This is a genomic window from Bathymodiolus japonicus methanotrophic gill symbiont, from assembly GCF_019721995.1.
Lineage (GTDB): Bacteria > Pseudomonadota > Gammaproteobacteria > Methylococcales > Methylomonadaceae > Methyloprofundus.
In genome coordinates this window covers 12848-28561 of the sequence record NZ_BLYC01000021.1, presented here as the reverse complement: position 1 = coordinate 28561, position 15714 = coordinate 12848, and the positions used below count along the sequence as shown (strand labels likewise).

13 protein-coding genes and 3 pseudogenes are annotated in these 15714 nt (G+C 39.0%); 10 read left to right on the top strand and 6 right to left on the bottom strand.

What is annotated here, in order from left to right; genetic code table 11:
* The first annotated feature begins 44 nt into the window (after nt 1–44).
* Complete coding sequence (locus K6984_RS20535; protein WP_230988218.1) at nt 45–1952, top strand: site-specific DNA-methyltransferase; 1908 nt, start codon at nt 45–47, stop codon at nt 1950–1952.
* 13 nt (nt 1953–1965) lie between these two features.
* Complete coding sequence (locus tag K6984_RS20530) at nt 1966–5013, top strand: restriction endonuclease (protein ID WP_221897233.1); 3048 nt, start codon at nt 1966–1968, stop codon at nt 5011–5013.
* 57 nt (nt 5014–5070) lie between these two features.
* Here the strand turns inward: K6984_RS20530 and K6984_RS20525 are convergent, their stop codons facing one another.
* The gene (locus K6984_RS20525) at nt 5071–5754 is read right to left on the bottom strand and encodes an IS6 family transposase (RefSeq protein ID WP_221897199.1); all 684 of its coding nucleotides are present in this window, start codon (nt 5752–5754) and stop codon (nt 5071–5073) included.
* 62 nt (nt 5755–5816) lie between these two features.
* On the opposite strand from K6984_RS20525, the gene K6984_RS20520 reads away from it, so the two are divergent.
* Nucleotides 5817–6302, top strand: coding sequence for a hypothetical protein (locus tag K6984_RS20520; protein ID WP_221897198.1), 486 nt, complete (start codon nt 5817–5819; stop codon nt 6300–6302).
* Between the two features lie 207 nt (nt 6303–6509).
* Here the strand turns inward: K6984_RS20520 and tnpC (K6984_RS20515) are convergent, their stop codons facing one another.
* The 3 genes from tnpC (K6984_RS20515) to tnpA (K6984_RS20505) all read right to left on the bottom strand — a co-directional run bounded on the left by tnpC (K6984_RS20515) (nt 6510) and on the right by tnpA (K6984_RS20505) (nt 8846).
* Entirely contained in the window at nt 6510–8063 is a 1554-nt protein-coding gene (gene tnpC, locus K6984_RS20515) for an IS66 family transposase (RefSeq protein WP_230988216.1), read from the bottom strand.
* An 88-nt stretch (nt 8064–8151) separates the two neighbouring features.
* On the bottom strand, nt 8152–8475 hold the full coding sequence (gene tnpB, locus K6984_RS20510; protein WP_221897196.1) for an IS66 family insertion sequence element accessory protein TnpB: 324 nt from the start codon (nt 8473–8475) through the stop codon (nt 8152–8154).
* 29 nt (nt 8476–8504) lie between these two features.
* Nucleotides 8505–8846 carry an IS66 family insertion sequence element accessory protein TnpA gene (gene tnpA, locus K6984_RS20505; RefSeq protein ID WP_221897197.1) on the bottom strand — a complete coding sequence of 114 codons (342 nt, stop codon included), beginning with the start codon at nt 8844–8846 and terminating at the stop codon, nt 8505–8507.
* 645 nt (nt 8847–9491) lie between these two features.
* On the opposite strand from tnpA (K6984_RS20505), the gene tnpA (K6984_RS20500) reads away from it, so the two are divergent.
* From tnpA (K6984_RS20500) to K6984_RS20485, 4 genes and pseudogenes are all read left to right on the top strand, one after another.
* A complete protein-coding gene (gene tnpA, locus K6984_RS20500) occupies nt 9492–9833 on the top strand; it encodes an IS66 family insertion sequence element accessory protein TnpA (protein ID WP_221897197.1) in 342 nt (113 codons plus the stop codon).
* 29 nt (nt 9834–9862) lie between these two features.
* A complete protein-coding gene (gene tnpB / locus K6984_RS20495) occupies nt 9863–10186 on the top strand; it encodes an IS66 family insertion sequence element accessory protein TnpB (protein ID WP_221897196.1) in 324 nt (107 codons plus the stop codon).
* Nucleotides 10187–10274: 88 nt separating this feature from the next.
* The gene (tnpC, locus tag K6984_RS20490; RefSeq protein WP_230988216.1) at nt 10275–11828 is read left to right on the top strand and encodes an IS66 family transposase; all 1554 of its coding nucleotides are present in this window, start codon (nt 10275–10277) and stop codon (nt 11826–11828) included.
* Between the two features lie 107 nt (nt 11829–11935).
* Nucleotides 11936–12076: pseudogene (locus K6984_RS20485) on the top strand (transposase); the annotation flags it as partial.
* Between the two features lie 390 nt (nt 12077–12466).
* On the opposite strand, the pseudogene K6984_RS20480 reads toward K6984_RS20485, so the two are convergent.
* A pseudogene (locus K6984_RS20480) lies at nt 12467–12652 on the bottom strand (IS1 family transposase); the annotation flags it as partial.
* Nucleotides 12653–12722: 70 nt separating this feature from the next.
* Between K6984_RS20480 and K6984_RS20475 the strand changes: the two are divergent.
* Nucleotides 12723–12938, top strand: a complete 216-nt coding sequence (locus K6984_RS20475; protein WP_221894768.1) for a hypothetical protein — start codon at nt 12723–12725, stop codon at nt 12936–12938.
* Here K6984_RS20475 and K6984_RS20470 read toward each other — a convergent pair.
* Nucleotides 12921–13505: pseudogene (locus tag K6984_RS20470) on the bottom strand (IS1 family transposase); the annotation flags it as partial. The gene K6984_RS20475 and the pseudogene K6984_RS20470 sit on opposite strands and share 18 nt — an antisense overlap.
* A 76-nt stretch (nt 13506–13581) precedes the next feature.
* Here K6984_RS20470 and K6984_RS20465 point away from each other — a divergent pair.
* Together K6984_RS20465 and K6984_RS20455 are read left to right on the top strand one after the other, a co-directional pair.
* A complete protein-coding gene (locus K6984_RS20465; protein ID WP_420831696.1) occupies nt 13582–14145 on the top strand; it encodes a DUF6444 domain-containing protein in 564 nt (187 codons plus the stop codon).
* A gap of 603 nt (nt 14146–14748) precedes the next feature.
* The gene (locus K6984_RS20455; RefSeq protein WP_221897193.1) at nt 14749–15456 is read left to right on the top strand and encodes a DUF1566 domain-containing protein; all 708 of its coding nucleotides are present in this window, start codon (nt 14749–14751) and stop codon (nt 15454–15456) included.
* Nucleotides 15457–15714: the final 258 nt, after the last annotated feature.

The following is a 15714-nucleotide window of genomic DNA, read 5'->3' as shown; positions in this document are numbered from 1 at the left end:
TCGAAAAATTAAAAATGCAAACCCCGAATATTACTGAGCAGAACATGGAACAGATTGCCAAGCTATTTCCTAATGTAATGACAGAGACCCAAGATAAAAATGGCAATGTTAAAAAAGCCCTTGATTTTGACCTATTGAAACAAAGTTTATCCAGTGTCTTAGTTGATGATGCCGATGAGCGTTATCGTTTAGATTGGCCTGGAAAGAAAGCCGCATTATTAAAAGCCAATACCCCGGTTACTAAAACTCTACGTCCGTGCCGAGATGACAGCGTGAACTTTGATAGCACAGAAAACGTGTATATCGAAGGCGATAACTTTGAGGTATTGAAGATTTTACAAGAGTCATATCTAGGTAAAATCAAAATGATTTATATTGACCCGCCTTACAACACAGGCAAGGATTTTATTTATAAAGATAATTTCGCAGCTAAAAAAGCAGATTATGAAGAAGAGCTAGGCACAACGGATGAGGAAGAGAACAAGCTATTTAGAAATACCGATACCAATGGCCGTTTTCATTCTGATTGGTTAAGTATGATGTATGAACGCTTAGTGGTAGCTAGAGATTTATTGACAGAAGATGGCGTTATCTTTATTAGTATTGATGATAATGAAGTTCATAATTTAAGGGGCGTTTGTGATGAAGTGTTTGGAGAAGAAAATTTCCTAATTCATTTTTCTTGGCGGACAGATGGTAATTTTGATAATCAAGCAAAGTTCAAAAAATGTCACGAATACATTCTTAGTTATGCAAAAGATGAGCAGTATTTTTTAGCCCCCCCTGTTATTGATCCAAGTGTACCAAATGACAGTAAATTGTATAAAAATGAAATAATAAATACGATTGTTAAAAATGGACCCAAAAATCCTGTTAGTTCAGTTGTCTTACCTAAAGGTTTTCCTGCGAATATAGATGAAACAATTATAGAAAAAAGGGTCACACAATGGCCTCACTATTCACAAGATGCCGTTATAAAAAATGGAAAATTATTTGAAGAAGTTGAAATAAAAAGTGGATGGAGTTCAAAAAGTTTATTGATAGATTTTATTAAAAATAAGTACAAAGCAGTCACAGATATTAAGGGACAATCATCAAGGTTTGTTATTTCTCCGACTGGTGCAATAGAGGTGATAAAAGAACGATCAACTATACAAAGTCACGTAATTTCATCGTTGGAAAATTTAGGAGGTCCGCAAAAAGCAGGGGCTGAAATAAAATCTCTTGAAGTTGTTTTTGATGATTATCCAAAGCCAGTTGAACTGGTTCAGTACTTATGCAAAATGATTTATAGAAGTGATGACATAATCCTAGACTTCTTCTCAGGATCCGCCACCACAGCTCACGCAGTCATGCAACTCAATGCGGAAGACAACGGAAACCGAAAATTCATTATGGTACAGCTCCCTGAAGCAACTGATGAAAAATCTGAAGCCTATAAAGCGGGCTACAAAAACATTGCAGAAATAGGTAAAGAGCGTATCCGACGAGCAGGTACTAAAATAGTGGAAGACAATCAAGATAAAACAGGAATTGATAAACTGGATATTGGATTTCGCGTCTATAAAACTGACTCAAGCAATATGAAAGAAGTCTATTATCACCCTGAACAGCTAACCCAAGATGACATTTTTTCTTTAGAAAGCAATATCAAGAAAAGCAGAAAGCCTGATGATTTACTCACCCAAGTTATTTTAGATTTAGGGCTAGAGCTTAATCTACCAATTGAGCAAAAAGAAATGCACGGTAACAACGTATTTATTGTGCAAACTAACGCTTTAGTTGCCTGTTTTGATGACAATATCAATACAAAAATCATTGATGAAATAGCCCAGTTACAGCCGTTTAAAGTCGTGTTTAAAGATGCCAGTTTTGCCGCCAGTAAAGACCGTATTAATCTGGAAGAACGCTTTAAACGTCTTTCACCTGAAACCCTAATTACGGTGATATAACATGGCTAACGGGATTAAATTACAGTTTAAGCAGCAAGGCTACCAAAGTGATGCCACGCAAGCCGTGGTAGATTGTTTTGCAGGACAAACAAAAGGGCATAGAAAAGAAATAACAGAGCGAACAGATATTTTAGTCCATGAAATATTTGCCAATAAAAAGTTTGATTTGAGTGAAACCGAACTGACGAAAAATGTTCAAGCACTACAGAAAGAACAAGGTCTTAATACTAGCAAGCAATTAGCATGCTTAGATGGCGCACCGAATTTCAGTATTGAAATGGAAACAGGGACGGGTAAAACCTATGTTTACACTAAAACCATGTTCGAGCTGAATAAAAAATATGGCTGGAGCAAGTTTATTATTATGGTGCCATCGATTGCAATCCGTGAAGGTGTGCATATTTCCCTAGAAATAACAGCAGATCATTTTCAGGATTTGTATGGCAAAAAAATCCGCTTTTCTATCTACAATACACAAAATAAATCCAATATTGTTAATATTAAAAGTTTTGCCAATACTGCAAATATTGAAGTGTTGATTATGAATTATCAGGCTTTTAATGCAAAGAAAAAAGATAAAGAAATTAGAGGGGAATCCGCAAGAAAAATTTATCAAAAACTTGATGCTCTTCAATCAGAACGCCCGATTGATATTATCAGCAGAGCCAGACCTATTCTAATTATTGATGAGCCGCAACGCTTTGGTAAGTCCGAAAGTTTATTTAAAGAATTTAACCCCTTGTGTGTGTTGCGCTATTCAGCAACCCATAAAAAAGACAAAAAATATAATGAAGTTTACAGACTAGATGCGATAGATGCTTATAACCAAAAGCTAGTTAAAAAAATCAAGGTAAAAGGCATTGAAGTACTGGGAAACAGCGGCACGAACAGTTATATTTTTTTAGATGCGATTAATATCCACCCTAAACTCTACCCTACTGCCAGCCTTGAATTTGAAATAAAGCAAAAAACAGGCATAAAAAAGGTACTGAGAAAAATAACAGAAAAAGATAACTTGTTTAACTTATCCAATGAGTTGAAGCAGTATCAAGATTTTATCGTTAAAGAAATTAACGGTCTGCATAATACAGTTTCCTTTGCCAATGGCATCACAATAGGCGTGGGTCAAAGTATGGGGGAGGTAGACGAGAAACATATAAGACGTATTCAAATTCGAGAAACAATAAAATCTCATATTGAAAAAGAACGGGCTTTATTTGATGAAGGTATCAAAGTGTTGTCCCTATTTTTTATTGATGAAGTGGTGAAATATCGAGACTATGAACAAGCCGATGAAAAAGGCGAATATGCGCGTGTTTTTGAAGAAGAATATAAGCTTGCCATTGCCGAGCGTGATTTTTTTGATGATAAATACAATCAGTATTTAGAAGAACATAAAACGGAAGAAATCCATAAAGGCTATTTCTCGGTAGATAAGAAAGGCAAGCTGGTGGATTCCATCAGTAAAACCAAATCAGAAAAGCAGGATAGTACCGATATTAGTGCATATGATCTAATCATGAAAAATAAGGAGCGTTTGCTTAGTTTTGATGAGCCAACACGCTTTATTTTTTCGCATTCTGCTTTGCGTGAAGGCTGGGATAATCCAAATGTCTTTCAGATTTGTACCTTAAAACATAGCCAAGCCGAAGATAACAAACGTCAAGAAATTGGGCGGGGGCTAAGAATTAGTGTGAAATGCCGTGGTGAAAATAAAGGTACTCGCATGGATGCTGACGCACTAGAGGATGAATTCTTCGATATAAATACCTTAACGGTTATTGCCAGTGAGTCATACGATAGTTTTTCTAAAAAACTACAAAAAGAAACTGTTGCGTCACTATCTGATAGACCTATTATTTTATCATCAGACGTTTTAGTAGGCCGTGTACTGACCAATGACGAAGGCGATCAGTTTACGTTTAATAACGCATCTGCCACAAAACTCATTATGAAATTTAGTGCAAAAGCGTATATTGACGAGAATCTAAAAATTACAGATAAGCTGGTTAAAGCGATAGAAGAAGATCAAGTTGAGTTACCAGCTGAGCTTATTCCCTTTAAAACCAATGTCTGTGAGTTAATGCAGAAAATACACACTACGGCTAATTTTAAAGCCAGTGAAGACGGTAAAGCAGATAACATTGATATTTCTGATTTTAAGCCAAATGCTAATTTTTCTAAAAAAGAATTTCAAGACCTATGGAATAAAATCAAAATAAAAACGGTTTATGAAGTTGATTTTTCGGATGAAGAACTGATAAAAAACAGCGTTTCCACGATAGATAACAAATTGTCTGTTAAAAAAGTCATTGTGCATATCACTGTTGGTGAACAGGCCAATACGATTAATGAAAGCAGCTTAAAGTCTGGCGATAGTATGGTTAAAACCAAAGATATTACTGAGAAATATGATTCATTATTAGGGGCGGTTAAATATGATTTAATTGGGGAAATTGCTAAAGAAACCCGACTAAATAGAAAAACTGTTGTTTCCATTTTGCAAGAAATAAAGGCAAATACCTTTTATAATTTTCAGGTGAACCCTGAAAGTTTCATCAAAGAAATATCTAAAATCATCAACGATGAAAAAGCAGCCACCTTAATCAATAATATTGTCTACTCTAAAACCGACAACACTTACGAAGATAAAATATTTACAGTTAATAAGTTTAAAGGCTCTTTAAACAGTAATATTTTAGAGGTTAAAAAGCATATTTATGATTACTTAAAAACAGATTCTAAAATAGAACAAGAGTTTGCAAAAGAGCTAGAGAGCGGTGAGGTTTTAGTTTATGCCAAACTTCCCAATGACTTTAAAATCTCTACCCCTGTTGGTAACTATAACCCTGATTGGGCAATTGTTTTTGATACCGATAAATTCAAATATGTTTATTTTATTGCAGAAACAAAAGGTAGCATGGAGAGTATGCAATTAAGGGCAATTGAAGAGAAAAGATTTGATTACGCTAAAAAGCATTTTGAAGCTTTGGGTCATGCAGATATAAAATATGATGTTATTAAAACCTACACTGATCTAAGAGATAAGGTGATGCTGTAAGTTGGTTTTGTCGCAATAATTATCAAAAAGCGTAGTCCTCCTGGTCTTCAGGCATAACTATCCTGCTAAAGCCATAAACTGCTTATAAGCAGGAATATTTTCCTCAGACAATTGCCCCTTTCGGATCATATGTGCCGTTTCAATTCCATCAATTGTTGCTTGGGAGGAGTGAAACGCTTTAAAGCCCATCATCGGTTCTGTTATTTTTTTGATAAAGCGGTGATCCTGTTCGATGATGTTATTCAAATATTTAACCTGTAATATGTCGATCATATTGGCAAACCCAGCGAGGATTAACAAGAGGTTAATATTGGATAATCCTGCATAGTTAGCGCCACTTTTATCCATAACGACCTTATCAGGAAAGCCATTATTGTTAATCGTTTGTTTGAAAAATGCGGTTGCAGCCTCTTCATCACGGCGCTCAGAAAGCATGAAATCAAGCGTATCCCCGCGACTATCAACAGCTCGGTATAAATAGGTCCACTGACCCTTAACTTTGATATACGTTTCATCCATGCGCCACGATTTATTGGTTTCTCGTTTCTGAGATTTAGCGTTTACAGCAATGGCAGGAGAATAACGGATAACCCAACGATTGAGCGTAGCATGATCCACTTCAACACCTCTTTCTTCCATAATTTCTTCAAGGTCGCGATACGAAACGCCATACCTGACATAAAAGAAAACAGCATAAAGAATGACATCTTTTTGAAAGTGAGTGCCTTTGAAGCTGAGCATGTGATCCACCTTTTATTGAAATTGATAATGATGATAGCAGATAACGTCGGGAAGGGGGATTTATGCGACAGAACCCTATTTCCGCTATTGAGTACGGTAATTTAAAAAAGTCATCGAAAGTTACAGAATCCGATCACAACGCAATAGAGAGGTTTGAATGTAGAGAGCAACTAGCACTCGGAGAAGAGGTTTCAGAGAAGGATATTCAATTGTGGGATGGTGGAACGCTAGGACCTGTCTTCAAGAGATTTGAGATAGTAAACGAGAGTCTAGGCAATACGCAATCACTAGATGAATTTGAGAACGCAACGAGGATAGCCCCTAAAGACCGGACTTATGCCACTAGCCAAATGATAATATTTTATTCAGTTATGAGTTTATTACAGGGCAAGGGGATACAGCCCCCGTATTCATTGAAAAAGGGGACAGATAAACTGTTTATACAACACAACCTATTTATCTGTCCCCTTCCCCCGCAAACACGGGGTATCACTACCCAGAGGAGCCAACACATGAGAAGCCAACAACACAACCCGAGGTTGGCTTGACTGAAGAGCAGCTTTCGAGTTATGCCTTTAAGAAGATTTGGGCAGGAGGTGAACTACAGCCTGCGTAGTAAACTCTAAAAATGGAATAGGTAGATGTTAAACCACCTATCTATTCCATCCTAATAAATGTGGAGGTATGAAAAGCGACATAACTTAGATTAATAAATAGTAAGCGTCAATTCTCTCCACCTAGACAAGCTACCCTAATTACTTTAGAGGCTTAATTTTTTCAATCAAGTTCCAGGGCAAAAACTGATCCAGTGCTTCTGGTTCATAATGCCTACCCAGCTTGGGTAGTTCAGTTAATAGGTATTTCAGGTAATCAAAAGGTTCCAGGTTATTAGCAACGGCTGTTTGCACAAGACTGTAAAGTAGTGCGCTGGCATTTGCACCGCGTGGTGTCTGGTTAAACAGCCAGTTTTTACGTCCAATCACAAACGGTTTGATATGCCGTTCAGCTGCATTATTATCAATTTGTATATTACCGTCATCAATATAGCGGATCAAGCTACCCCACTGGTTAATAGTGTAACGAATGGCTTTACCTATTGCGCTGTCCTTTGCTGTCTTGGTAAGGTTGTTATCGCACCACTGCTTTAACTCTTCCAGTAAAGGTTTGCTTTTTTCCTGACGCTGTAAATAACGTTGCTCTATCGTCAGGTCTTTGATCTGTTTTTCAAGTGCATACAGTCGGGCAAACTTACGTAATGCGGTTTGAGCCAGCCCCATTTTATTCTTGCGACTCTCTTTAGGGAGGGCTTTTAGCGCTTCATCGAATTTACGCCGCGCATGTGCCATACACCCCACGAGGATACAATCATCTGATGCCAGTGCATGATAGCCTGCATAGCCATCTACCTGCAAGTGACCTGAAAAGGCCCGCAAGAAGCTTTCAGCATGCGCTCCTGCCCGCGTTGGCTGATAATCATACAAAACGATCGGGTGCTCGGATTCATGCTCACCACTCTGATAGAGCCACATATAGGATTTCGATTTCGTCTCTCGACCATCCCGAATCACATTTAAGGTTGTTTCATCGGCCTGGAGGATCTTCTGTAGAATCAGCAGAGCATGCAGTCGATCATAAAAGGGCTGGAGCAATTCAGCGGACTTTAATACCCAGTTAGATAGCGTGGCACGAGAAAGGTCAACACTTAAGCGCTTGAAAATGGTTTCCTGCCGGTAAAGTGGCAGGCTATCCATGAACTTGGCGACAATAATGTAAGCTAATAAACTTGCCGAGGCAAAACTACGAGGAATGGGCTGTGCGGGTTTTGGTGCACTGATAATGCCATTTTCACAGGTGCGGCAGCCATACTTGATCTGTATATGTTCAATGACTTTGATCTGGGCAGGAATGATTTCTAACTGCTCTGACTTGTCTTCGCCAGCCTCATGCAATGCATGACCGCAGGCACAAAAACGCTCTGCTTCAGGTAATTCATAACGGATAACTTCGCGCGGGATATCTCTGGATAATGGCTTGCGGCCTGGCTTTTTACGCTGATAGCTTAGGGTTTCTTCAGGGTCGGAATCATCCTGCTTTAAGCTATCAAGAATGGACTCCGCTTCATTAAACAACTCCATTTGACCCGGGCATTTCTCACTGGAGGTGCCAAAACGCTTATGTTGCAACAGACGAAACTGCTCCTCATACCATGTCAGTTTTTCCTGTAATTGATCCACTGTCGACTGATAGTCCAGCACCATTTTGTGCAGTACATTCGTCTCGTCTGGCAGTGTTTCAGGAAGTGATTTCATGGTGTTTATTATACCACCAAACAGGGTTAAATAATCATTTAACTGGCTGTTTTATTAGATATTTTCCACGTAAAATAACGGCAACAAATCAATTATTTATTAAGCCAGAAATAGCGGTATGAGCTTGCGCTTGCCGATAGGATAAACCTTCCAGTAACCAGTGTAATTCACGTAAGGTTAATGATAACGGATGTTCGTTTAACTCGGTTGGCCACTGAAACTTCCCCTTATCCAGGCGCCGATAATAAAGCCAGAACCCATTACACTCCCAATAGAGTATTTTCAGTTTATCGCGAGAGCGGTTACAAAAGACAAAAATACTTCCGGCAAAGGGATCATGGCCAAACTGTTCCGAAACAATCAGTGACAGACCATTGATAGATTTACGCATATCAGTAACGCCGGTCGCCAAAAAAACTTGATTAACAACAAGCCCGTTTATCATGAGATAGACCTAACCAGTTTCAGTAGCGGCTTTAATGATGCAAGTTCTGTACTGGCACAAATTTCCAGACTGAAGCCATTAGAATGAGTCACTTTGATAACTGATGAATCAGCAGGTACGCCTGATCCGTTCAACATGTCCTCTGCAACCAGTGTTACCGGAACCAATTGCTTGGCTTGTAACACTGGTGGAGCGAGCGAACTGAATTGCTTTTTGTAATAACTGAAGATATGCAGCTTGATATCATGGGCTTTGCAATACCCGACCTGAGTTAAACGACTGGCTTGCCATTGCGGTATATGATTTTGCATAGCCGCTTTATTTTGAGATGGACTCATAAATTACTCCTGAGTTAATTGGAGGTATTAGTCTGCCATTTTTTATATTGGTTTAGAATGTGTACTTTAATTGACGCTTACATTTACTATTCCCGCATATATTTCAGAAATCCTCATGACTAATAAACTGATCAAGAAATCACTGCCCATACACTGTACTAATTCCAACCAGATGTAACACTCAGGTATGTAGCTATAAAAGATGTGATTTGAACACGATACGTTGCAAATGACTCACAGATTTGTAGTCACCAACACCTCATGTTGTGAAAATGTATAAAGCATGTGAATTAAAAAAAAGAACCATTTTTTTAAGTAACACGCTGAGTAGTACCAAAGAATAAAAGGCATACAATACGTATGTGGATCGAGCGTCGGGTAGATCACAGGCTAGTATTTAACTAATTGCAATGAAGAAATCACGGTGGTAATCGTTTAGCTTTAAACTAAGAGCTAAGGGAGCAAAACAGCTTGTTCAAGAGATACACTCATTTTTCAGACCTTTGATCAAGGGAAACCATTGGAAGTCAGACTAGAACAGGTCTGCTGTGATGAAGCCGAAATGTAAGCGTCAATTAAAGTACACATTCTAAACCAATATAAAAAATGGCAGACTAATACCTCCAATTAACTCAGGAGTAATTTATGAGTCCATCTCAAAATAAAGCGGCTATGCAAAATCATATACCGCAATGGCAAGCCAGTCGTTTAACTCAGGTCGGGTATTGCAAAGCCCATGATATCAAGCTGCATATCTTCAGTTATTACAAAAAGCAATTCAGTTCGCTCGCTCCACCAGTGTTACAAGCCAAGCAATTGGTTCCGGTAACACTGGTTGCAGAGGACATGTTGAACGGATCAGGCGTACCTGCTGATTCATCAGTTATCAAAGTGACTCATTCTAATGGCTTCAGTCTGGAAATTTGTGCCAGTACAGAACTTGCATCATTAAAGCCGCTACTGAAACTGGTTAGGTCTATCTCATGATAAACGGGCTTGTTGTTAATCAAGTTTTTTTGGCGACCGGCGTTACTGATATGCGTAAATCTATCAATGGTCTGTCACTGATTGTTTCGGAACAGTTTGGCCATGATCCCTTTGCCGGAAGTATTTTTGTCTTTTGTAACCGCTCTCGCGATAAACTGAAAATACTCTATTGGGAGTGTAATGGGTTCTGGCTTTATTATCGGCGCCTGGATAAGGGGAAGTTTCAGTGGCCAACCGAGTTAAACGAACATCCGTTATCATTAACCTTACGTGAATTACACTGGTTACTGGAAGGTTTATCCTATCGGCAAGCGCAAGCTCATACCGCTATTTCTGGCTTAATAAATAATTGATTTGTTGCCGTTATTTTACGTGGAAAATATCTAATAAAACAGCCAGTTAAATGATTATTTAACCCTGTTTGGTGGTATAATAAACACCATGAAATCACTTCCTGAAACACTGCCAGACGAGACGAATGTACTGCACAAAATGGTGCTGGACTATCAGTCGACAGTGGATCAATTACAGGAAAAACTGACATGGTATGAGGAGCAGTTTCGTCTGTTGCAACATAAGCGTTTTGGCACCTCCAGTGAGAAATGCCCGGGTCAAATGGAGTTGTTTAATGAAGCGGAGTCCATTCTTGATAGCTTAAAGCAGGATGATTCCGACCCTGAAGAAACCCTAAGCTATCAGCGTAAAAAGCCAGGCCGCAAGCCATTATCCAGAGATATCCCGCGCGAAGTTATCCGTTATGAATTACCTGAAGCAGAGCGTTTTTGTGCCTGCGGTCATGCATTGCATGAGGCTGGCGAAGACAAGTCAGAGCAGTTAGAAATCATTCCTGCCCAGATCAAAGTCATTGAACATATACAGATCAAGTATGGCTGCCGCACCTGTGAAAATGGCATTATCAGTGCACCAAAACCCGCACAGCCCATTCCTCGTAGTTTTGCCTCGGCAAGTTTATTAGCTTACATTATTGTCGCCAAGTTCATGGATAGCCTGCCACTTTACCGGCAGGAAACCATTTTCAAGCGCTTAAGTGTTGACCTTTCTCGTGCCACGCTATCTAACTGGGTATTAAAGTCCGCTGAATTGCTCCAGCCCTTTTATGATCGACTGCATGCTCTGCTGATTCTACAGAAGATCCTCCAGGCCGATGAAACAACCTTAAATGTGATTCGGGATGGTCGAGAGACGAAATCGAAATCCTATATGTGGCTCTATCAGAGTGGTGAGCATGAATCCGAGCACCCGATCGTTTTGTATGATTATCAGCCAACGCGGGCAGGAGCGCATGCTGAAAGCTTCTTGCGGGCCTTTTCAGGTCACTTGCAGGTAGATGGCTATGCAGGCTATCATGCACTGGCATCAGATGATTGTATCCTCGTGGGGTGTATGGCACATGCGCGGCGTAAATTCGATGAAGCGCTAAAAGCCCTCCCTAAAGAGAGTCGCAAGAATAAAATGGGGCTGGCTCAAACCGCATTACGTAAGTTTGCCCGACTGTATGCACTTGAAAAACAGATCAAAGACCTGACGATAGAGCAACGTTATTTACAGCGTCAGGAAAAAAGCAAACCTTTACTGGAAGAGTTAAAGCAGTGGTGCGATAACAACCTTACCAAGACAGCAAAGGACAGCGCAATAGGTAAAGCCATTCGTTACACTATTAACCAGTGGGGTAGCTTGATCCGCTATATTGATGACGGTAATATACAAATTGATAATAATGCAGCTGAACGGCATATCAAACCGTTTGTGATTGGACGTAAAAACTGGCTGTTTAACCAGACACCACGCGGTGCAAATGCCAGCGCACTACTTTACAGTCTTGTGCAAACAGCCGTTGCTAATAACCTGGAACCTTTTGATTACCTGAAATACCTATTAACTGAACTACCCAAGCTGGGTAGGCATTATGAACCAGAAGCACTGGATCAGTTTTTGCCCTGGAACTTGATTGAAAAAATTAAGCCTCTAAAGTAATTAGGGTAGCTTGTCTAGGTGGAGAGAATTGACGCTTACATATCAGCTTGGGTGTAAGAGAGTTGGTAAGGAAAACTTGCGAAGCATTTGAAATCAATAGGTACTAGGGGAAGCACTTTTGGGCTAGGGGTTACTTTTGTGTCACGGTAGGGCAAATGACTGAGGAAATGATAAAGAATTATCTTGATCACCATTTTGACGCCAACCCGAATGACAATTTTAAAACAGAGTATGGAGAGCTGAAATAACAGGGCTATTTGCCCTGTATCCCGACTTTCAGTCGCCAGTCTCTCTAACCCACCCGCTTTTAGCGGGTGGTTGTTTAGTTGAAAATAGTTACAATGTAAGTAACTACTCAGCGTAAATAATTAAAAAAGTTCTTGACAGGATTTTAGTCTTGAATTGTGATTTTTAGTCACCTGCAGAGTAGCCATTAAATAGGCTATTTATGGCCTCTATCTTTATAGTCCGCTACTAGGTTTCTTTTAAATACTGGCGATCCCGATCAACTTTTTTAATCGCTTCAAAACAGCTTACGACGAGGAAAATTCGGGATTAAAAACCCATGAGATAATATACCTGTTCTTATAGCGATACAGGTTTTCCGTTGAAAATAGGGTGGTGGGTTAAATCTGTTATTAGGCATGAATATCTCGTCCAAATTCGACTTTATTAATTAATAGTCCAATGACAATATCATGCATTTGTTCTATTTTGGAAAAACAGATTGTTCGACGCGTTAAGCGTTTAATCCATGTTCTAAAATTTAGGTTTTTTCGTTCAATTTTTTGAGTGTTTTGTTTGCCTATTTCATGTTCATTTACACAGGCGCGCCATGCTACCTCACGAAATTCCGGGACTCCTGTCGCCATAATTCGTTCACCTACGCAGCGGATGGGAGATGCCCTGAACGCCCTGCGTCCGCAACGACTACGCACAAAAGCCGCTTCGTCATTACTACCTCACTGGCTGGACGGCTATTCGGAATGCAATTCTTGCTCCTCTCGCGTGCTGCTAGCACACGTCGAATCAGCGAATTGCCCTGTCGCCTATCAGGGACTAAAAATCACCACTTCGCTAAGCTACGTTTCCATGATTTTCAGCGTCTAAGTTTCGCTCATAAGCCCCCCAGTCATCTGTATAATATCTGCTTATTTCAAAAGGAGTCAGTAAGGCTTTTAGCTCTTTGAAAACATCATCTTTACGCTTGCCAAATACATAAGCAATGACTGTATTAGTCGCATGATCAACAGCATGCCATAACCATCGCTGATTCGACTTTTTACCTACAAATGACCATTGTTCATCAATCTCAACTTCTTCGCAAACAAGCTCCAGCCGGACGTCTAAAGGTGTTTCTGATTTTTGAGATAGAAAAACAGGATTTACCTGTACAAGGCTATCTTCTTTGCTTTTCAGGATGCTGATGACTGTATTTTTATTGATTTTCAGAACCCGTGCGGTGTCTCTAATACCACTGCTATTAATAGCCATTTCGACGACTTTTTCTTGGACTCCAGGCACACATGCATTATAGCGATAGTCCAGCATAAATGTTTGAGTTGGGCAGGCACTATTTTTGCAGCGATACCGCTGTATATTTTGAGCATTCTTTCCTGATTTCATGATAGTGCTACAGCGACAATTGTGGCAACTTACTTCTTGATAACATTTCATTCGAGGAATTATGATGTAAACCTTTTACTTCTCCTAATTATTTAAGTGAAATAACAGATTTAACCCACTACCGAAAATAGATAACGTTGATGTTGATTCTGCAGTCAAACATGCCAGGCAGTTACTTGAAGCTGAGCGTGATATATCGCCTGCTCTAAAATCAGCACTAGAAATGATTCTATTATTAGTGACAGTATTATTAAATCGAGTCACGCTAAACAGTAAAAATAGCAGCAAACCACCAGCAAGCGACCCCAACCGTAAAAAGGGCAGTCGTAAAAAATCTGACAAACCCTCAGGTGGACAAAAGTCGCATGTAGGTACAACGCTACAAAAAATAGAAGACCCTGATGAAATCGAGGTCATTAGTATAGATCGTCGTACCTTACCTAAAGGGCAATACACGGAAGATGGCTTTGAAACACGTCAGGTCTTCGATATTGATATTTCACGGGTTGTGACTGAGTATCAGGCACAACGATTGATCAATAAAAAAGGACACTGTTTTATCGGGTTCTGTCGCAAAAAAACAAATGTTTGTGTAAAAATCAACTGTGACCTATTTTTATACGATAACTGGATAAAACATCATGCAGGAGAAAAACCTTCTAATCTCATTATTAAAATCACGACAATCTAGTGTTAAAGCCAAGTATCATATGGTATTCAGGAAAGTAATAACTTAAAAAAATAGAACCATTTTTAGTTGAATATGTGAATCTTCTTTGGCTGAAATTAAATCTTATGATTGTAGGTAATAGGGTGATTCTATTTTTTGCGACAGAATCGTTTGTCTCCTGCAGGACAGTTTTATTCATTAGCTGCATAAAGGTCGGTTATGACCAATCTTTACCATCATAATAAGTTCTTGCGACAGCAACCGTATTTAGGATAGGAAAGCATTATATAGCAAATATAAAATGGCTTTTTATGCGGGTTTTATTTCATGCGTCAGGGCTGTATGTCAGGTATGGCGTTTCGTATCGCGATCTTGAAGAAATTATGGAAGAAATAGGTGTTGAAAATGTGAGATAATATTTGAAAAAATAGGGTAACTACTCAGCGTGTTTTTTAACTTTTAAATCAAATGGATATATTTTAATTTAACCTGATTTTAGTCATTTTCACCTTTAAAAAGGGGTGAAAATTGGACTAAAATCCATAGAGATACATTAATTATTATTTTAAATCAATCTGTTATGAGTCTAAATTACGCTGAGTAGTTACAAAATAGGAGATTATTATGATATTCAAAAAAACAAAACAATACACGTTAATTACAAATATATTTATATTCGGTATTGGAATATTGCTGTCTTCCAAAGCATTAGCGATCTACCCTTTAGAAGACCGGATCGACCGAAACAAACGGAACATTGCTAAGAACAGCGCTAACAAAAAAAATAACGCAAACACTGTTACAAATTTACACCGCTCTTTACGTAATGGCTACTATGAGGTGGGTGATCCCGGTCCAGCTGGAGGCTTTGTCTTTTATGTTAACGTAAGTGGGTTACATGGCTTAGAAGCCGCTCCATCAGATGCGGGTTCGGCAGAGTGGGGTTGTTTTTCAGAACGTGTTAATGGAGCTCATGGAATATCGGTCTATTCAGGCGAATTAAACACCAAATCTATTTTAAGTAATAAACCAGAGTGCCGTTCCTCCCATGGAAGAACCGCCGCTAGCCTTGCGTCTAATTATGAATATAATGGTTTCAGCGATTGGTTCTTACCATCAAGAGATACGTTAATGTTAATGTCCAAAACTTTAAAGGATACTCATTTTTCTAATGGCCTTAGTAGTAGCCCTACTTTCAGCTACTGGAGTTCGACAGAGGCAACTAATAATAGAGCGTGGGCTTCTACTCCCTCTTATAACCATCCTATTACATCGCCCTTTATACAATATAAAAATCAATCTCATTTAGTACGTGCTGTTCGCGCGTTTTAAGTTTCTGTCGCAGAAAAACAAAATCACCCTATTACCTACGACCATAAGATTTAATTTCGGCAAAAAAAGGTTCGCATGCTCAACTAAAAATGGCTCTATTTTTCAAGCTATTACTTTCCTGAATACCATATGGTACTTGGCTTTAACACTAGATTATCGTAATCTTAATGGTGGGCTGAGAATATTCTTCTCCTGCATGGTGTTTTACCATTTATTTCCATAAAAACAGGTTACAGTTGATTTTTACACAAATATTTA